The following is an 18516-nucleotide window of genomic DNA, read 5'->3' on the forward strand; positions in this document are numbered from 1 at the left end:
CATCGAAGGACGGACGTCCGGACCTCTACATCCGGGCGCGGCACGCGCATCGATCTGGAATTCGTCCAGTGCGAAATCCGGTGTCACAGGCGGGATCAACCCGCCCCAGGGGTTCGGGGAGAGGCGGCATGGATTACGAGACCTTCTTCGGGGCTGAGATCGCCGGGCTCCACCGGGAGGGCCGCTACCGGGTCTTCACCGACCTTGAGCGCCACGCCGGCAACTTCCCGCACGCCACCCACCACCACCCGGGCGGCACCCGGCCCGTGACGGTCTGGTGCTCGAACGACTATCTCGGCATGGGCCAGCACCCGGCGGTCACCGAAGCGATGCACGAGGCGATCGACCGCTGCGGCGCGGGCGCGGGCGGCACGCGCAACATCTCGGGCACCAACCACTACCACGTGCTCCTGGAGCGCGAGCTCGCCGACCTCCACGGCAAGGAGGCGGCCCTGCTGTTCACCTCCGGCTACGTGTCGAACTGGGCGGCGCTCGGGACGCTCGCCTCACGCCTGCCGAACTGCGCGGTTTTTTCGGACTCCGAGAACCACGCCTCGATGATCGAGGGCATCCGGTTCTCCCGCGCCGAGCGCCACATTTTTCGCCATAACGATCCCGAGGACCTGAATCGCAAGCTCGCCCTGGTCGATCCGGCCCGGCCGAAGCTGGTGGCCTTCGAGTCGGTCTACTCGATGGACGGCGACATCGCGCCGATCGCCGAGATCTGCGACGTGGCCGAGGCTCACGGGGCGCTCACCTATCTCGACGAGGTCCACGCGGTCGGCCTCTACGGCGCGCGCGGCGGCGGCATCTCGGAGCGGGACGGCGTCGCCCACCGGCTCGACGTGATCGAGGGCACGCTCGGCAAGGCGTTCGCGGTGCATGGCGGCTACATCACGGCCTCGGAAAAGCTCTGCGACTTCGTGCGCAGCTTCGCCTCGGGCTTCATCTTCACGACCTCGCTGCCGCCGGCGGTGGCGGCGGGCGCGGCGGCCTCGATCCGCCACCTGAAGGCGAGCGGCGCCGAGCGCGCCCGGCATCAGGAGCGGGTCGCGAAGGTCCGGCAGGCGCTGGAGGCGGCCGACATCCCGACCATGCCGAACGACAGCCACATCGTGCCGGTGATGGTCTGCGACCCCGTGCTGTGCAAGGGCATCTCCGACACCCTGCTCGACGAGTTCGGCATCTACGTGCAGCCGATCAACTACCCGACGGTCGCCCGCGGCACCGAGCGCCTGCGGATCACCCCGTCGCCGCTGCACAGTGATGCCGACATCGCGCATCTGGTCGAGGCGCTCAGCACGATCTGGGGGCGGATCGGGCTGCGGCAGAAGGCGGCGGAGTAGGGCACTCTTCCCTCCCCCTTGTGGGGAGGGGTAGGGGTGGGGGTGGTGCAGGAGGCACCGCTCCGCTCAATTCTGGACCACCCCCACCTCCGGCTCCTCCCCACAAGGGGGAGGAGAGGGGGCACAGTGCGAGTTCTGCGTGCCCACCTTCCCCTTCTCGGCCATTATCGGCCAGGACGAGATGCGCCAGGCGCTGCTGATCGCGGCGGTGGACCCGGCGGTCGGCGGCGTGCTGGTCTTCGGCGACCGCGGCACCGGCAAGTCCACGGCGATCCGGGCGCTCGCCGCCCTGCTGCCGCCGATGCGGGCGGTCGCCGGCTGCCCGTACAATTGCGATCCCGACAGCCCGGCGGAATCCTGCCCCCACTGCGCCGGAGGAGGCCCGCGCAAAAGTCACAAAAAACCGGTGCCGGTGGTGGACCTGCCGCTCGGCGCCACCGAGGATCGCGTCGTCGGCACCCTCGATCTGGAACGCGCCCTCGGCGCCGGCGTGAAGGCGTTCGAGCCGGGGCTGCTCGCCCGGGCCAACCGCGGCTTCCTGTACATCGACGAGGTGAACCTGCTGGAGGACCACCTCGTGGATCTCCTGCTCGACGTGGCGGTCTCCGGGGTCAACACCGTCGAGCGCGAGGGGCTGTCGCTGCGCCATCCGGCGCGGTTCGTGCTGGTCGGGTCCGGCAACCCGGAGGAGGGGGAGTTGCGCCCGCAGCTCCTCGACCGGTTCGGGCTGGCCTGCGAGGTCGCGACCCCGAAGGACATCCCGACCCGCATCGCGGTGGTGCGCGCGCGCGACGCCTACGAGCGCGACCCGGAGGGGTTCTGCGCGGCGCGCGCGGGGGATGAGCGGACAATCCAGAAACGGATTTTGCTGGCCCGGGAGCGCCTTCCATCGGTGACCGTGCCGGACGCCGCCCTGGAGCGCGCGGCGCGGCTCTGCCTCGCGCTGGGGACGGATGGCTTGCGCGGCGAGTTGACCCTGATGCGCACGGCCCGGGCGCTCGCCGCCCTCGACGGCGCCGAGACGGTCACCGACGATCACCTGCGTCGCATAGCCCCGGCCGCCCTGCGCCACCGGCTGCGGCGCAACCCGCTCGACGAATCCGGCTCGACCGCCCGGGTGGAGCGCGCGCTTGCGGAGGTGTTTGCGTGATGGGCGCGCCGCCTCTCCCTCCCCCCTCTGCGGGGGAGGGTACCCTTCGGAGCAGGGGGGGCCGGGACGAAGTCCCGCAAGAGGGGAGCAACGGCGCAGAATCTGGCGCCTGCCTGCACGCGGGGCCTGCTTCATCCGGAAGCCGCGCTCCCGTCTCCCGACCCGGCCTGACGGCCGGCCCTCCCTCCCCCGCAGCGGGGGGAGGGAGGACGCCCGATCCTTGGGCCGATGCCCATCGCGCCGCCCGCCTGATCGCCGCCGACCCGCCCGCTTTCGGCGGCGCAATCCTGCGCGCCGCCCCCGGCCCGGTCCGCGAGCGCTGGCTCGAAACCCTGCGCACCGCGCTCCATCCCAAAACACCCTGGCGCCGCCTGCCGCCCGGCATCGGCGACGACGCCCTGCTCGGCGGCCTCGACCTCGCCGCGACCCTGGCGGCGGGCCGTGCCATCGCCCGGCCCGGCCTGCTGGCGCAGGCCGATGGCGGGATCGTCGTCGTGCCCATGGCCGAGCGCCTGCCCCCCGGCACCGCCTCGCGCCTCGCGGCCGCCCTCGACACCGGCACCGCCTCGGACCGGCCCGCCCGGTTCGGCCTCATCCTCCTCGACGAGGGCGAGGGCGACGAGGCGGTCGCCGAGCCGCTGGCCGACCGGCTCGCCTTCCGGATCGACCTGAACGCGATCGGGCTCGCGGAGACGCAGGCCGAGCTCCCGGATCCTGAACCCGGCGCCGCGGCCCCCGATCCGGTCGGCGACCTCTGCGCGCTGGCCGAGGCCTTCGGCGTGGCGTCGCTGCGCGGCCCGATCCTGGCGGCGCGCGTGGCGCGCAGGCTCGCAGTGGACCGGCCGATCAGCCGGCAGGATATCGTCACGGCCGCGCGTCTCGTCCTGGCGCCGCGCGCCACGCGGCTGCCCGCCCCGGAGGAGCCGGCTCCGGAGAACGCGGCACCTCCGGAGGAGACGCGCGCAGAGCCCCCGCCGGACGGGGCGTCGGAACCCGCCGCCGCAGACCTGCCCGATGAGATCGTGCTGGAGGCGGTGCGGGCGGCGATCCCGCCGAACCTGCTCGACCAGCTGCTCGCCGGTGGGCCGCGGCTCACGGCGGCGAAGGCGGGCCGGGTCGGTCAGGCCGCGGCAGCGCGCACCGGGCGGCCGATCGGCAGCCGGCGGGGCGATCCGCGGCGCGGGCGCCTCGATCTGCTCGGCACCCTGCGGGCGGCGGCACCCTGGCAGGCCGTCCGCCGGGAAGAAGGAGAGACGCGCCGCATCGTGGTCCGGCGCGACGACCTGCGGATCCGGATCCTGCGGCAGCGGACCGAGACCACGACGGTGTTCTGCGTCGATGCCTCGGGCTCGGCCGCCCTGGAGCGGCTGGCCGAGGCCAAGGGCGCGGTCGAGCTGCTGCTCGCGGAGGCCTATGTCCGGCGCGACCGGGTGGCGCTGGTGGCGTTCCGCGGCACCGGCGCCGAGCTGGTCCTGCCGCCGACGCGCTCGCTCACCCGGGCCAAGCGTGGATTGTCGGGGTTGCCGGGCGGGGGCGGAACGCCGCTCGCCGCCGGCATCGACGCCGCGGTCGCGGTGGCGCTGGGGGTACGACGGGGCGGCAGCCGGCCGGCGATCGTGCTGCTGACCGACGGGCGCGCCAACGTCGCCCGCTCGGGGGAGGGCGGCCGTGCCCGCGCCGGCGCGGAGGCGCTACAGGCGGCCCGGGCCTTGCGGGCCGCCGGCCTGCCGGCCCTCGTGGTCGATACCGGGAGCCGGGGCGAGGAGGCCCGGGCGGTCGCGGACGCGATGGGCGCCCGCTATCTCAAACTGCCGCGCCCTGAGGCCGGACAGCTCAGCGCGGCGGTGCGGGCGGCACTCTGAGCGCCGCAGCCGGTGAGATCAGAGGTGGCCGGCGCCGCCGATATCGGCCACGCGCTGATGGTGGGCGAGCCACGCGTTCAGCATGTCGCGGACGATGGCGCGGAGGTTCCAGCCGCCGGAGGCCGGGGCCGCGATGTTCTGGGTCGAGGAGGTGAAGAGGATCATGGCCTGCTCCGAAGTCGGGGGGTGTCCGTTGTTCTTGCGCAACCGGAATATGCCGATTCTGCCGCAGCGCAGCAAACGCGTTCCGGTCAGCGGTGACATGCGGCGACCGCATGGAATTTCAATGTGTTACGAAATACTTCCGTGGCTGCACGATAGCTCACGGAGCCGGCAGATACCGGCGCGTCTTGGTGCGGTGCGGGAGGCGCGGGCGTGCTGAATTCCTTCGCGGCGGACCGTCCGGACTGGGCGGTCGACGGGCGGGACTGGCCCCACCGGGCGGCGAGCCGCTTCGTCGAGGCGGCGGGCCTGCGCTGGCACGTGCAGGAATTCGGCCGGCCCGACGCGCCGGAGCTGCTGCTGCTGCACGGGACCGGGGCGGCGACCCATTCCTGGCGCGGGCTGGCGCCGCTGCTGGCCGAAGATTTCCACGTGACCGCCCCGGACCTGCCGGGCCACGGCTTCACGGACCCGCTGCCGGATTCCGACCTGTCGCTGCCCGGCATGGCGCGGGCGGTGGCGGGGCTGGCGGCGGCGCTCGATCGGCCGCCGGTGCTCGCGGCCGGCCACTCGGCGGGCGCGGCCGTGCTGGCGCGGATGTGCCTCGACGGCGCCATCACGCCCCGGCTGCTCGCGGCCTTCAACGGCGCGCTGGCGCCGCTGCCGGGGGCGGCGAGCCTGCTGTTCCCCGGCATGGCGCGGCTGCTGTTCCTCAACCCGTTCACCCCAAAGATCTTCGCCTGGACGGCGGATCGCTCGGCGGCCAAGCGGCTGATCGAGGGGACGGGCTCGCGCCTCGACCCGCAGGGCGTCGAACTCTATCGGCGGCTCTTCGCCCGGGCCGGCCATGTCCGCGGGGCGCTGGGCATGATGGCGAACTGGGACCTCGAGAGCCTGCATCGGGCGCTGCCGGACCTGAAGACCCGCACCCTGCTGATCGTCGGCGGCGGCGACCGGGCGATCCGGCCGGATACCGCTTTCGAGGTGCGCGACCGCCTGTCCGACGCCCGGGTGGCCCTGATCCGCGGCCTCGGCCACCTCGCCCACGAGGAGGCGCCCGAACAGGTAGCGGCGGTGTTTCGCGCGGAGGTGCGAGCGCTCGGGATCCTGTGAGCGGTGTGCAGGCGCGCTGCCGGACGCAGGGCTGGCCTCATGGAGCCGCGGGCCGCGTCAGAGGTCGGGATTGCGGTTCGGGTGATCGTCCACCCGCTCCCGCGACCGGATTGCGCGACGCCGACCACACAGCGGATGCCCCCGGGCGCAGGTTTTCTGTATAATGCTGGTCGATCAGCATCGTCAGACCACGGCCGACCGCTCCGTCGCGTCAGCCGAGTCCATCCGCCACTTCGGCCGCTACCATGACGAGGCTCGTCGAGCGCCCCTGACCCTGACCAAGCACGGCCGGCCTTTCCTGGTGATGCTGTCGGCCGGCGCCGCCCCGTCTGCCTGCCAATCGCGGTGTCGGATCCGACCCAGGCTCAGACGCACTTGGTTCTCCTTGCCATCTCGGGGACCGAGCCGAACTCCGAACAGACCGCCCTCGAAATCCCGGCGCTGGAATTGCGCCGGGCCGGCCTCCCCACGCTGAAGCGTGGGTGGATCACGGTCAGCGAGTACAATGACGATGTGGCGGAGCGGTCGTTTCACCTCGATCCCAATCAGGTGCCGCGCGGTGCCTTCAGCCCCGGATTCATGAACCGCATCCGGGCCGCCATCCGGCGGCTCTTCGTGGCGGCACAGGGCCGGATCGACCGCACCCTCTGAGGCGGACACGCAGCGGACGGAAGGCGCTCTTCAGCCCGCCGCGGGACTGGCGCCGCCCTTGCCTGGGCCCTAAACCCCGCCGCGGACCTTCGCCCGCCGGATATCAAGTGAGGAGCAGCCGAAACGATGGCGAGACCCGTGATCGGCGTCATCGGCAATGCGCGCCTGCTCGACAACCGGTTCCCGGCGCAGATCGTCGGCGAGAACAACATGCGCGCGCTGGCCGACGTGGCGGGCGCCCTGCCGCTGATGTTCGCCGCCGCCCCGGCGATCACCGATCTCGGCGATCTCCTCGACACGGTCGACGGGATCCTGCTCACGGGCGGCCGCGCCAACGTCCACCCGACCCGGTTCGGGGCCGAGCCCTGCGCGGCGCACGAGCCCTACGACGAAGCCCGCGATGCCGTGGCGCTGCCGCTGATCGAGACCTGCGTAGCCCGGGGCGTGCCGCTGTTCGGCATCTGCCGCGGCTTCCAGGAGATGAACGTCGCCTTCGGCGGCAGCCTGCACCCCGAGATCCGTACCCTGCCCGGGCGCCTCAACCACCGGATGCCGCGCCTGGAGAATGGCGAGATCCACCCGGATCTGGAGGTGATCTTCGCCGACCGCCACGCGGTCCGCCTGACGCCCGGCGGCGCCTTCGCGCGGCTGCTCGACCGCGAGACGATCCGGGTGAACTCCCTGCACGGCCAGGGCATCCTGGAGCCCGGCGCGCGGGTGGTGATCGAGGGCGTGGCCGAGGACGAGACGATCGAGGCCATCCGGATCCGCGACGCGGCCGGCTTCGCCCTCGGGGTGCAGTGGCATGCCGAGCACGATCCCGCCACCAACCCGATCAACCGGGCGCTGTTCGAAGCCTTCGGGAACGCGGCGGCGGCGCATCGCCGGGCGCGGGTGTCGGGCCGAGGCTGAACACCCGCATTCCGGCGCTCCCGCAGAGTCGCGTCGGCCGGACGCTCAGTACAGCCGAGGACCCGCGAGAACAACATAGGTTCGTTTTTTGACCAACATATGTTGTTCCTCATGCATTGAGCCGCGCAACGTCTCGCGAGACTGCGAACAATGCTTGTGAGGATGTCGCCCGCATCGCCCTATCCACAGGACGCCCTGTCGCAGGTCGGAACAGCACCGCGAAGATCGAGTTGCCGGAGTCCCGCACCTCAGCTGCCCCTCGCGAGGCAGGCTTGCGCAGAATACGGGCACGGACCGCATGCAATTTCCCCGCGACGACCGAGAGCACCCAAGTGCCGAGGCCTTCCGCGCCTTCATCCGCAACCCGCCCTTCCCCTGCGTCGGCGCCAAGTCGGCCCTGTCGCGCGGGAAGATGACCATCGTGGTCGCCCGGGACATCACCTCGGGCTGGGACGACATGCGGATCTACCCGGCCCTGCTCGCCTTCGTGGCGCGCTACCGCCTGAATCCGGACCTGTTCCAGAGCTTCGCGGTGGTGTTCGAGGGTCCGGGCGATCTCTCGGAGGAGGGATTCGAGCGGAATCTCTGGGCCCGGGCGCAATCCCTTACCGACAAGGATGCGTGGCTCGGTCAGCCGCACGATGCCCGCGTGGCGGACGATCCCGACAACCCGCACTTTTCCTTGAGCTTCGGCGGCGAGGCGTTCTTCGTGGTCGGCCTCCACCCGAACGCGAGCCGCCCGGCCCGGCGCTTCGCCTCGCCGGTGCTGGTCTTCAACCTGCACGCACAGTTCGAGCGGCTGCGCGCGGAGGGCCGTTACGAGAAGCTGCGCGCCTCGATCCTGGAACGCGATCAGGCGCTCGCGGGCAGCGTGAACCCGATGCTGGCGCGCCACGGCGAGGCCTCGGAGGCCCGCCAGTACAGCGGCCGCGTGGTCGGACCGGACTGGCGCTGCCCGCTCCAGGGCCGCCCGGAGCAGAAGCCCGACGCCAGAAAACCCGACCCGGCCTGGCATCCGCCGGCCCTGCCCCTCGATCGGTCCCTGCCGGGAACCGGCGCATGAGGCGGGCGCTTGGCGCGGGAGCGAGGGAGATGACGGCGTGAGCGGAGCCAGCATGGATCAGGCGGCAGTGCAGCGGATCGCGCCACGCTCGGGCGTCGCCTTCACCCTCGACCGAGGCCAGCGCCTCACGGTGATCGACCCGAACGGCGAGCAGGTGGCCGATCTCGTGGCCTATAACCGCCACGACACGGGGGAGGTGATCTCGTCCGGGCGGACCCTCGATTATGCCAGCCGGATCTATCTCACCACCGGCGACCCGCTCTACTCGAACCGCTCGAACGTGCTGCTGCGCATCGTCGAGGACACGGTGGGGCGGCACGACTTCCTGCTGACGCCGTGCTCGGCCGACACGTTCCGGATCATCTACGGCGATACCGACCCGCATCGCGGCTGCTTCGGCAACCTCGCGGCGGCGCTCGCCCCCTACGGCATCGCGCCGGACGCGATCCCGGTGGCGTTCAACTGCTTCATGAACGTGCCGATCGACGGCGCGACCGGGGCGCTCACGGTAGAGCCGCCGCTCAGCCGGGCCGGCGACCGGATCGTGTTCGTGGCCGAGACCGACCTGATCATCGGCCTGACCGCCTGCTCGGCCCTGCAATCGAACAACGGCAGCTTCAAGCCGATCGACTACCGGGTGGAGGGCTGAGGGGAGCAAAAACCGGGCCGCTGCCCTTGTCATGGCGCGCCTTCACCGACGGCAAGCACATGACGACTGTAATCTCGATATTTAACCCAGGTTATGGCCGTCGGATCCTTCAATTACATCGAGCACAACCGGATCGACGGATTGAGGCACTGTGATGCAAGCGTCATCCGCCGGAATCCCGCATCGATGTTTGCTATTCACTAACCCGAATAGTCGATTTTGAACGGGCCCAGCGCATCGGCGGCCCCGTTCCGAGCCGGTGCGGGCGTTCCGACGGCCGCCGCCGTCCTCGTTTCGGTGCTCGGATGACCTCTACGCAAACAGACCAGATGTCCGCCGGACGCGTCGCGCCCTGGCGGAGCTTCGCGAACCTCAAGCTGCGCCACAAGCTCGCGGCGGTGATGGCCCTGGTGGTCATGGCCATGGGGGCCTTGAGCACGCTCAGCTTCCTCGACATCCGGTCCTCGGCGCTGGCTGACCGGGAACTCATGACGCGCCGCCTCTCCGAGGTGGCCCAGAGCCTGGTCGTCCATTACGAGGCGCTGGCGCAATCGGGCCAGATGCCGACCGAGGCTGCCCAGCAGGCCGCGCTCACGGCGATCAGCGCCCTGCGCTTCGGCAACGAGGATTACTTCTTCGTCCTGTCCTCCGACGGACGGCTGATCGCCAACGCCTTCAACGCCAAGAACGTCGGCAAGCATGTCCTTGATCAGACGGACGTCCCCGGCGGCAAGCGCTACTTCGCCGAGATGGTCGAGACCGCCCAGCGCGACGGGGCGGGCATCGTGAATTACCTGAAGCCGCGGCCCGGCGGGACCGAGCCGGTCGAGAAGATCGCCAGCGTGCAGATGTTCAAGCCCTGGGGCTGGATCGTCGCCACCGGCCTCTATCGCGACGACGTCTACGCGGATGTGCGCAGCCGCGCGACCGCGATCGCGCTGTGGTCCGCCGGACTCGCCCTGCCGGTCGTGGCCCTGCTCCTGCTGATCGGCAACAGCCTGTCGCGCCCGATCGGCCGCCTGACCGCCGCGATGCGCGGCCTCGCGGAGGGCGACCTCACCGTCGCGGTCGGGGATCAGGGCCGCGGCGACGAGGTCGGCGCCATGGCGCGCGCCGTGCAGGTGTTCAAGGACGCGCTGATCGCCAAGCGCGCGGCCGACGCCGCCACCGTGGCGGAGAACGCGGCCAAGATGCGCCGCGCGCAGGTGCTGCTGGACGCGGTCACGGCCCGGTTCGACGCGCAGGTGAGCACGCTCACCCAGGGACTGGCCTCGGCCGCCGTGGAGATGGAGGCCACCGCCCAGGAGATGACGCGCACCGCCGCGCGCACCACCGAGCAATCCGTGCGCGTGAGCGCGGCCTCGGAGCAGACCTCGAACAACGTCCAGACCGTGGCGGCCGCCAGCGAGGAGATGTCGGCCTCGATCCAGGAGATCGCGGCCCGGGTCGCCCAATCGTCGCTGATGGCCGACCGGGCCAGCACCGACGTCGCCCGGACCAATGAACTGATGCAGGTCCTGTCGCGGGGGACGGAGCAGATCAGCGAGGTGATGGGGCTGATCGCGGGGATCGCCGGCCAGACCAACCTGCTCGCCCTCAACGCGACCATCGAGGCGGCCCGGGCCGGCGAGGCCGGCAAGGGCTTCGCCGTGGTGGCGGGCGAGGTGAAGGCGCTGGCCAGCCAGACCGCCAAGGCCACCGAGACGATCGCCGGCCAGATCGCGGCGATCCAGGGCGAGACGCGGCACGCGGTCGAGTCGATGCGGGCGATCGGCAGCTCGATCGACGAGATGCGCACGGTGGCGCTGAGCGTGGCCGCCGCCATGGAGGAGCAGGGGGCGGCGACCAGCGAGATCGTCCGGAACGTCGCGCAGGCCGCGCAGGGCACCCAGGCGGTGAGCGCCGACATCGCCGACGTGCACAAGGCGGCCGGCGATACCGGGGCGGCCTCCGGGCAGGTGCTGAGCGCCGCGCAGGAGCTGGCGCGCTACTCGGCGAGCCTGGGGCAGGAGGTCTCGACCTTCCTCGCCGCCGTGAAGGCCGCCTGAGGAGCCCTCAACCGAGGGATGGTGGACAGCGCGAGTCCGACGGGAGACGCTTCGAATCAGCCAAGCCCGGGACGGGGCGAGCAGCCCCGCCCGCGTGAGAGATCCATCGATGCGCTTCGCCCATGTGGCCCTGTGGACGCGGGACCTCGACGCGGCCGCCGCGTTCTGGCGGGAGTATTTCGGCGCGGAGATCGGGCCGCCCTACCAAAGCCGGCGCCGGCCGGGCTTCGTGTCGCGGTTCGTGACGCTCCCCGGACCGGGCGCGCATATCGAGCTGATGACCGGCCCCTGGGTCGAGGCGGAGTCGGCACCGGAGCGCGTCGGCTGGGCGCATGTGGCCATCTCGCTGGGCTGCATCGCGGCGGTGGACGCGCTGGCCGAGCGCTGCGCGGAGGGCGGGTGCCTCGTGTCGCCGCCCCGCCGGACCGGCGACGGCTTCTACGAGGCCATCGTCGCCATGCCGGACGGGACGCCGGTCGAGCTCACGGTCTGAGCCGGGCCGCAGCCTGAATCGGTCCGACGCCCCTCATGCGATCCCGTCGATCGCCACCCGCAGATGCTCCGGTCCGCGCAACGCCGCGCCCTGGCGGTAGGGCGGCGGATCTTCGACGAGGCGCGGCGCCTTGAGCCGGCGGGCCAGAGCGGTGAGCGCCGCCTCGGCCTCGAACCGGGCGAGCGGCGCGCCGACGCAGTAATGCAGGCTGCCGCCGAAGCCGAGATGGCGGATGCCGGTCCGGTCCGGATCGAACCTTTCGGGCTCCGGGAACACCGATTCGTCGCGGTTGCCGGCGGCGAGCAGCAGCACGAGATCGGCGCCCTCGGGGATCGTCACGCCCGCGATGTCGATCGCCGAGAGCGTCCGGCGGGTCCGGAACTGCACCGGCGGCTCGTAGCGCAGCAATTCCTCGATCAGCCGCGGGGCGCGCATCGGGTCCTGGCGCAGGCGCTCCAGCTCGTCCGGATGGCGCAGCAGTGTCAGCAGGCCGTTGGTGATCAGGTTCACGGTGGTCTCGTGGCCGGCCACCAGCATCAGGATCGAGGTGGCGATCAGGTCGTAATCGCCCATCTTCACCCCGGCCGGGGTGGCGTGGTTGGCGAGCCCCGAGAGCATGTCGTCCTGCGGGTGCCGGCGCTTCTCCTTGATCAGGTCGGCCATGTAGCCGCCGATCGCGTCGAAGGTCCGGCTGTTCTTGGCGCGGATCTCGGGATTGGACAGGCTGTCGGGTTCGAGCGCGGTGGCGAGCTGCGTCGCCCAGCCGTGAAACTTCGGCTCGTCCTCGCGGGGCACGCCGAACAATTCGCAGATCACCGTCACGGGGAGCGGGTAGGCGAGGTCGTCGACGGCGTCGATCTCCCGGGCGTCGCGCTTCTCGTCGAGCAGGTCGGCCACCAGCCGGTCGGAGCGGGCGCGCATCGCCTGCACGCGCTCGCGGGAGAATTGGTGCATCACGGCCGAGCGCAGGGCGTCGTGGTCCGGCGGGTCCCGGAAGATGAAGACCCGGTGGCGGTCCATCATCCAGTCCTTGAGCGGCTTCACGATCAGGTCGGTGAGCGGGTTGCCGGTGCGCGGGCGGTCGGCGGGGGGCAGCGTGTCGGAACTCACCCGCGGGTCCTGCAGCAGGCGCGCGATGGTGCCGTGGGTCGAGGCCACCCAGGTCCCGTCTTCGGTGCCGTCGTCCTGGCGCGAGACGGGGTTCCGCCGCAGCTTGGCGTAGATCGGATAGGGGTTCGGCCGGTTGGCGAAATCCTTGACCTGATCGAGGAGGCTTGAATCGGGCATCGATGTCCTCAGGAAAAGCCCGGGTCGAAGATCGCGATGCCCTTCGGCCGGTCGGTGGCGGCCCCCTCCGGCGGGAAGGGCGCGCCGGTGGCGACCATCTCGGCATGGGCCGGCAACCAGCGGGCGGAATCCACCGAGACGGCCGCGATGCAGCGCCCCGCGCGGCCGTAGAGGGCGATGAAGCGGCCGTCGGCCGGATTGCCCTGCGTGATCGCCACCGCGTCGGCCCCCTCGGTCAGGCCGGCGGATTTCACCACGAGATCCCCTTGCGTCGACCAGAAGGTCGGCAGGGCACCGTAGGCCGCGTCGGGCGGCGCGCCGGCCAGCAAGCGCCCGGCATGGGCGGCCTGCGCCACGGCGTGGCTCCAGTGCTCCAGGGCGACGCGCCGCCCGTCGTAGAGCGGATGGGGGAAGCGCGCGACGTCGCCCGCCGCCGCGATCTGCGGATCGGGATGGCCCTCCGCGTCGAGGACGTAACCGGCGCCGTCGCACTCGACGCCGCCGGGATCCGCCGACAGGCCGGCCCCGTCGAGCCATTCGGTGTTGCGCACGGCGCCGAGGGCGACGACCGCGAGCTCGGCCTCGATCCGGCTGCCGTCGGTGCAATGCGCGCGGACCAGCCGGCCGCCTTCGCCCTCCAGCCACTCGACCTCGCTGCCGCAGCGCAGGTCGACCCCGTGGCCCGCGTGGATCGCCCCGATGAACGCGCCGATCGTGCGGCCGAGGACCCGGGCCAGCGGCGTCGGACTGGGCTCCACCAGGGTCACGGGCAGGCCGAGCTGCCGGCACAGGCTCGCGACCTCGCAGCCGATGAAGCCGCCGCCGATCACCAGGACGCGCCGCGGGCCGGCGGCGAGCGCCCGCCGCAGGGCGGCGGCGTCGTCCCGCCCGCGCAGGGTGAAGACGCCGGCAAGCCGCCCCTCGTGCGGGTTCGGCCAGGGGCGGGCCCGGGTGCCGGTGGCGATCAGCAGGCGGTCGTAGGGGAGGGCGCGTCCGTCCGCGAGCCGCACCGTGCCGGCCTTCCGGTCGAGGCCGGCGGCCGGGGTGCCGAGCTGCCAGTCCACATCCGCGCCGAGACCGTGCGGCAGGGTGGTGGCATGCGCGGGGATGGCGCCGGCCAGGACGTGCTTGGACAGGGGCGGCCGATCATAGGGGAGGTGGGGCTCGGCCCCGACGATCGTCAGCGATCCGGAAAAACCCGCCTCCCGCAGGGCCTCGGCGCCGCGCAAGCCGGCGAGGCCCGCGCCGACGACGACCGCGCGTTCGGCGGGCGCCATCAGACCCCCCGCCCCGGATCCTCGACCCGGATCGCCTGGACCGGGCAGGCGACGCGCGCCCGCTCGATGTCGTCCCGGTCCTCGGCGGCGGGCGCCGGATCGTAGAACAGGGCCTCGTGCCCCTCGATGCGGAAATGCCGCGGCGCCGCGTAGCAGCACTGGGCGTAGGCCTGGCACAGATTGAGATCGACGCTCACCCGAAGGCCGGGTGGGGATCCGGATGACGCATCGGCACGGGTCGACATGGCGAAGCAACCGCGCGGAACGCCCGAGGTTCCGCGCTGCGAAACCGGCGCGTCAGACGTGCAAAACTGTACGCGGCACTCTGGACCGACAGGGCGGGGCACAATTCCCCTGGCGCGCGGTTCGCCCTAGTGTTGCGCCGCCTCGCGGGCCCACCCGACGCACCGCGATCCCAGGAGGGCACCATGCCGTACGGTGCACGAACGACCCTCGCCGCCCTCGTCCTGCTGCTCGGCGTCGGCGGCGCCACCGCCGAGCCCGCCGCGGGCACGACCTGGACGGACCCGCCAACCCACAAACCCGCCGCCGAGGCACCAGCAGCCGACCGGAAGGCGGCAGCGTCCACGCCCGCCGCGGCGCCGACCGCGCCCTCGACCGCCTCGACACCCGCCGCCGTCGCCGGGGAGGCCCGGATCGCGGCGCGGCGCCCGGCGCCGAAGCGGCTGGCCGCCTCGACCCATCGGTCGCGCCGTGCCGCGGCGGCGGCGGGGGCGATCGCCGGTCCGCGCATCGCCGCGGCGCCGCCCCCGCCGCCGGAGGGCTATGTGCGCGGCCGGCCCTTCTACGGATATGGCCCGGGCTACGGCGCCGGCTACGCCGACGAGCGCCTCGACCGCCTGAGCAGCGCCGCGGCCGCCGGCTACGTCGTGGTGCGCCGCCGGACGGTGGTGTTCCCCGACGGCCGGACGCTGCGCGTCTACCGCCCGGACGAGGGCGAGCCGTTCTGATCCGGGGGTGGCGCGAACACCGACCGCAGCGGCGCACGCAGAACCTTCCCCGCGGGGTTGCGGGGCAGGAGCCCGTCCCAGACCACGATCCGCACCGGCACCTTGAAAGCCGCCAGCCGCTCCGCCGCGAAGGCCCGGATCGCCTCCGGGCTCGTCTCGGCGCCCTCCTCCAGCGCCACGATGGCACCGGGCTCCTCGCCGAGCGTCGGATGGGGCACGGGCAGCACCACGGCGTCGATCACGTCGGGATGTTCGTAGAGGACGTTCTCGACCTCGCAGCAATAGATGTTCTCGCCGCCGCGGATCAGCATGTCCTTGATCCGGTCGACGATGGTCAGGAAGCCCTCGTCGTCCACCCGGGCGAGGTCGCCCGTGCGCAGCCAGCCCTCGGACAGAACCTCGGCGGTCGCCTTCGGATCGTCCCAGTAGCCGCGGACCACGTTCGGCCCCTTCACGCAGAGCTCGCCGACCGCGCCCGGCGGCAGGTCCTGCCCGAGGGGATCGAGGATCCGCACCTCGCAGACCGGCAGCGGCGGGCCGCAGGAATCGGGATGCGCCAGGTAATCCTCGGCCTGGTGATGGGTGAAGGTCGCCGAGGTCTCGGTCATGCCCCAGCCGGTGCCGGGCACGACCTTTGGCAAAACCACGCCCAGCGTCCGCACGAGGTCGCCGGCGGCCGGCGCACCGCCGTAGGTGACGGCATCGAGGGTCGGCAATGTGCGCCCGGCCTCCCGGGCCGCGGTGGCGAGCTGCCACGCGATGGTCGGCACGCCGCCCGCGCTGGTGCAGCCCTCCCGCTCGATCAGGTCGAGCGCTTCGGCCGCATCCCAGCGGTGCATCATCACGAGGCGGTGGCCACCGTAGAGCGCCGACCCCAGGCTCGCGTGGCAGCCGGTGACGTGGAACAGCGGGATCACCAGCAGCGCCACCCGCTGCGGCGCGGCCGGGTCGGGCTTCGGCGGGCTCTCGCCCCGGCGCAGGAGGCTGCGCGCCGCCGAGTAGGGATAGGCCATCACCGTGGTGGCGGCCGCCCGATGGGTGCCGACGGCTCCTTTCGGCTTGCCCGTGGTGCCCGAGGTGTAGAACAGGGTCGCGTCGTCCTCCGGATCGAGGGCGATGTCGGGCAGGGGCAGGTCGGGCAGGGCGGCCCATTCGGTCACCGGCCCGAGGATCTCGGCCAGCGGGCTCGCCCGGGGATCGGGCTCCGTCCGGGTGGTGAAGACCCGCTCCAGGGCCGGGCACTCGGACAGGTGCGGGGCGATCCGCGCGAAGCGCTCGCCGTCGGCGATCAGCATCCGCGCCCCGGAATGCCGCAGGCCATAGGCGAGTTCGGGGCCGGTCCACCACGCGTTGAGCGGCGTCGCGATGGCGCCGGCGAGCAGGGCGCCGAAATAGCTCACCGGCCATTCGGGCAGGTTGCGCATCGCGATGGCGACGCGGTCGCCCTTGCGGATACCGGCCTCCGCCAGCGTCCGCGCCAGATTGGTCGCGGCCCGGGCGAAGCCCGTGAAGGTCACGCGCTCGTCGCGGTAGACCACGAAGGTCTTGTCCCCGTGGCCCCGCGCGATCCCAAACAGGTCGCGCAGCGTCGGCGGGGCTTTTTCCCAGATCCGGGTCGGCACACCCCGGATGTCGATCGTCGTGATTGCGAAGGGCGCGCCCGGGGCGGTGAGCCGCGCCTCGGCCTCGCGGAAGGGCAGGGCCGGCCAGCCGGCGGGGATGCGGGGATCGGGGCTCATCGGGCGATCGTCACGCCGCCGTCGATGACGAGCGCCTGGCCGGTGACGAACCGGCCGGCCGCGGAGGCCAGGAACACGGCCGCGCCCGCGATCTCGTCGGGCTCGCCGATCCGGCGCAGGGGGGCGGCGTCCGTGGTGGCGGCGAGCATCTCGGGATCCTCCCACAGGGCCCGGGCGAAGTCGGTGCGGATCAGGCCCGGGCAGAGGCAGTTCACCCGCACGTTGGCGGGGCCGTATTCCACCGCGTAGTTGCGGGCGAGCTGGAGGTCGGCGGCCTTCGAGACGTTGTAGGCACCGATCACCGGCGAACCCTTGAGCGCCCCGATCGAGGAGACGATGACGATCGCCCCATCCTGCCGCTCGACCATGCCGGGCGCGACCCTCTGGATCAGCCAGTGGTTCGACAGGACGTTGTTCTCGAGGATCTTTCGGAATTGGGCGTCGGAGATGTCGGCGAGCGGCCCGTAATAGGGATTGCTGGCCGCGTTGCAGACCAGCACGTCCACCGGACCGAGCCGCTTCTCGGTCTCGGCGACGAGGTGTTCCAGCTCCTCCTTCACCGAGATGCTGGCCGGGATCGCCACGGCGCGGCCGGCCCCGTGGGCGGCCTCGATCTCGGCGACGACCGCCGCGCAGGCGTCGCGCTTGCGCGAGGAGATCACCACCCGGGCGCCGTGCTCGGCCATCCGCAGGGCGATCGCCCGCCCGATGCCCCGGGACGAGCCGGTGATGAGGGCGATCTTGCCGGTCAGGTCGAACAGGGACATGGCGAGGTCTCGCTCAGGGTAAATTGACGCGCGCCCTCCCTCCCCCCTCTGCGGGGGAGGGTGGCCCCCGAAGGGGGTCGGGAGAGGGGAGCGACGGCGCAGAATGAAGCTTTGTGCTGCGTGACGGTCGCGGTCCTTGCGGAAGCGTCGCTCCCCTCTCCCGAGACCTGCTGACGCAGGCGCCACCCTCCCCCGCAAAGGGAGGAGGGGACCCGCCGGCGTCGCGATCCCTCCGTCCCCCGCCCATCCTCACGCCCCCGCCATCATCGACCGGCGCAGGCGCGCCATGCCGGCGAGCCAGCGCTCGGGATTCTCGGCCCGGCGGCGGGCATATTCCGCCACCTGCGGGTGCGGCAGGATCAGGAAGCGCCCCGCCGCCAGCCCGTCGAAGGCGGCCTCGGCCACGGCCTCCGGGGCCAGAACGCCGTCGCGCGACGCGGCGCTGGCAGCCCCCAGCATGGCGGTGTCGACGCCCTGCGGGCACAGGGCGGCGATCCGGATCCCGTCCTCGGCATGGGCGATGGCGAGATGCTCCAGGAAGGCGAGCGCCGCGTGCTTGGTCGCCCCATAGGCGGCGCTGCCGATCTGGCTGAGCAGCCCCGCCGCCGAGACCGTCCCGAGGAACGCGCCACCGCCCCGGGACAGCCAGAGCGGGACCAGCACCCGCGCCGCGTGGACATGGCCCATCACGTTCACCGCGAAGGCACGCGCCCAGCTCTCCGGGTCGGCGGAGGTGGCGAGATCCGGGTCGGGGTCGCGCTCCAGGATGCCGGCGTTGGAGCAGTAGAGCGCGATCGGCCCGATCTCGGCCTCGATGCGCGCCAGGATCGCGGCGACCGCCGCCGCATCGCCCACATCGAGCGCGTAGGCGTGCCCACCGATTTCCGCCGCCACGGCCTGCGCCCCGGCGCCGTCCCGGTCGAGGGCGACCACGGTCGCGCCGCGCGCCCGCGCCGCCGCGGCCAGCGCCCGGCCGATGCCCCGGGCGGCCCCGGTAACGGCGACGATGCGGCCGGAGAACTCCAT

The 18516-nt window shown here is 72.5% G+C and carries 18 protein-coding genes; 11 read left to right on the forward strand and 7 right to left on the reverse strand.

Going from position 1 to position 18516, the window contains the following annotated elements; all coding sequences use genetic code 11:
• Window positions 1–128: 128 nt before the first annotated feature.
• The 3 genes from hemA to FVE89_RS03645 all read left to right on the forward strand — a co-directional run bounded on the left by hemA (window position 129) and on the right by FVE89_RS03645 (window position 4358).
• Complete coding sequence (hemA, locus tag FVE89_RS03635) at window positions 129–1346, forward strand: 5-aminolevulinate synthase (RefSeq protein WP_160532771.1); 1218 nt, start codon at window positions 129–131, stop codon at window positions 1344–1346.
• Window positions 1347–1485: 139 nt separating this feature from the next.
• Complete coding sequence (gene bchI / locus FVE89_RS03640; RefSeq protein ID WP_160532772.1) at window positions 1486–2496, forward strand: magnesium chelatase ATPase subunit I; 1011 nt, start codon at window positions 1486–1488, stop codon at window positions 2494–2496.
• A complete protein-coding gene (locus tag FVE89_RS03645; protein ID WP_246730480.1) occupies window positions 2496–4358 on the forward strand; it encodes a magnesium chelatase subunit D in 1863 nt (620 codons plus the stop codon). The genes bchI and FVE89_RS03645 overlap by 1 nt, the downstream gene beginning before the upstream one ends.
• 18 nt (window positions 4359–4376) lie before the next feature.
• Here FVE89_RS03645 and FVE89_RS30435 read toward each other — a convergent pair whose 3' ends face one another.
• Complete coding sequence (locus FVE89_RS30435; RefSeq protein WP_202130569.1) at window positions 4377–4523, reverse strand: hypothetical protein; 147 nt, start codon at window positions 4521–4523, stop codon at window positions 4377–4379.
• Window positions 4524–4733: 210 nt separating this feature from the next.
• Between FVE89_RS30435 and bchO the strand changes: the two genes are divergently transcribed.
• The 7 genes from bchO to FVE89_RS03680 all read left to right on the forward strand — a co-directional run bounded on the left by bchO (window position 4734) and on the right by FVE89_RS03680 (window position 11449).
• The gene (bchO, locus tag FVE89_RS03650) at window positions 4734–5633 is read left to right on the forward strand and encodes an alpha/beta fold hydrolase BchO (protein WP_160532773.1); all 900 of its coding nucleotides are present in this window, start codon (window positions 4734–4736) and stop codon (window positions 5631–5633) included.
• 375 nt (window positions 5634–6008) lie between these two features.
• Window positions 6009–6284: a hypothetical protein gene (locus FVE89_RS03655; protein WP_202130570.1), complete on the forward strand. Its 276-nt coding sequence runs from the start codon at window positions 6009–6011 to the stop codon at window positions 6282–6284.
• Window positions 6285–6410: 126 nt separating this feature from the next.
• Window positions 6411–7196, forward strand: a complete 786-nt coding sequence (locus FVE89_RS03660) for a gamma-glutamyl-gamma-aminobutyrate hydrolase family protein (RefSeq protein ID WP_160532774.1) — start codon at window positions 6411–6413, stop codon at window positions 7194–7196.
• A 298-nt stretch (window positions 7197–7494) separates the two neighbouring features.
• Window positions 7495–8259: a guanitoxin biosynthesis heme-dependent pre-guanitoxin N-hydroxylase GntA gene (gene gntA / locus FVE89_RS03665; RefSeq protein ID WP_160532775.1), complete on the forward strand. Its 765-nt coding sequence runs from the start codon at window positions 7495–7497 to the stop codon at window positions 8257–8259.
• A gap of 52 nt (window positions 8260–8311) precedes the next feature.
• Window positions 8312–8908, forward strand: a complete 597-nt coding sequence (locus tag FVE89_RS03670) for an urea carboxylase-associated family protein (RefSeq protein ID WP_160532776.1) — start codon at window positions 8312–8314, stop codon at window positions 8906–8908.
• 329 nt (window positions 8909–9237) lie between these two features.
• Window positions 9238–10956, forward strand: a complete 1719-nt coding sequence (locus FVE89_RS03675) for a cache domain-containing protein (RefSeq protein WP_246730481.1) — start codon at window positions 9238–9240, stop codon at window positions 10954–10956.
• Between the two features lie 109 nt (window positions 10957–11065).
• Window positions 11066–11449: a VOC family protein gene (locus FVE89_RS03680; RefSeq protein WP_160532778.1), complete on the forward strand. Its 384-nt coding sequence runs from the start codon at window positions 11066–11068 to the stop codon at window positions 11447–11449.
• A gap of 33 nt (window positions 11450–11482) precedes the next feature.
• Here FVE89_RS03680 and FVE89_RS03685 read toward each other — a convergent pair whose 3' ends face one another.
• Genes FVE89_RS03685 through FVE89_RS03695 form a run of 3 tightly spaced genes read right to left on the reverse strand, consistent with a single transcriptional unit; the run spans window position 11483 to window position 14258 of the window.
• Window positions 11483–12736 carry a cytochrome P450 gene (locus tag FVE89_RS03685; protein WP_160532779.1) on the reverse strand — a complete coding sequence of 418 codons (1254 nt, stop codon included), beginning with the start codon at window positions 12734–12736 and terminating at the stop codon, window positions 11483–11485.
• Window positions 12737–12744: 8 nt separating this feature from the next.
• Window positions 12745–14013, reverse strand: a complete 1269-nt coding sequence (locus FVE89_RS03690) for an FAD/NAD(P)-binding oxidoreductase (RefSeq protein ID WP_160532780.1) — start codon at window positions 14011–14013, stop codon at window positions 12745–12747.
• The gene (locus FVE89_RS03695; RefSeq protein ID WP_160532781.1) at window positions 14013–14258 is read right to left on the reverse strand and encodes a ferredoxin; all 246 of its coding nucleotides are present in this window, start codon (window positions 14256–14258) and stop codon (window positions 14013–14015) included. The genes FVE89_RS03690 and FVE89_RS03695 overlap by 1 nt, the downstream gene beginning before the upstream one ends.
• Before the next feature lie 183 nt (window positions 14259–14441).
• Between FVE89_RS03695 and FVE89_RS03700 the strand changes: the two genes are divergently transcribed.
• Window positions 14442–14984: a hypothetical protein gene (locus tag FVE89_RS03700; RefSeq protein ID WP_160532782.1), complete on the forward strand. Its 543-nt coding sequence runs from the start codon at window positions 14442–14444 to the stop codon at window positions 14982–14984.
• Here the strand turns inward: FVE89_RS03700 and FVE89_RS03705 are convergent.
• The 3 genes from FVE89_RS03705 to FVE89_RS03715 all read right to left on the reverse strand — a co-directional run bounded on the left by FVE89_RS03705 (window position 14954) and on the right by FVE89_RS03715 (window position 18516).
• Entirely contained in the window at window positions 14954–16723 is a 1770-nt protein-coding gene (locus FVE89_RS03705; protein ID WP_160532783.1) for a class I adenylate-forming enzyme family protein, read from the reverse strand. The genes FVE89_RS03700 and FVE89_RS03705 overlap by 31 nt on opposite strands.
• Entirely contained in the window at window positions 16720–17490 is a 771-nt protein-coding gene (locus FVE89_RS03710) for an SDR family oxidoreductase (protein WP_160532784.1), read from the reverse strand. Before FVE89_RS03710 ends, FVE89_RS03705 begins: the two co-directional genes overlap by 4 nt.
• A 249-nt stretch (window positions 17491–17739) precedes the next feature.
• Window positions 17740–18516, reverse strand: a complete 777-nt coding sequence (locus tag FVE89_RS03715; RefSeq protein ID WP_160532785.1) for an SDR family NAD(P)-dependent oxidoreductase — start codon at window positions 18514–18516, stop codon at window positions 17740–17742.

It is taken from the genome of Methylobacterium sp. 2A, assembly GCF_009806555.1.
GTDB lineage: Bacteria > Pseudomonadota > Alphaproteobacteria > Rhizobiales > Beijerinckiaceae > Methylobacterium.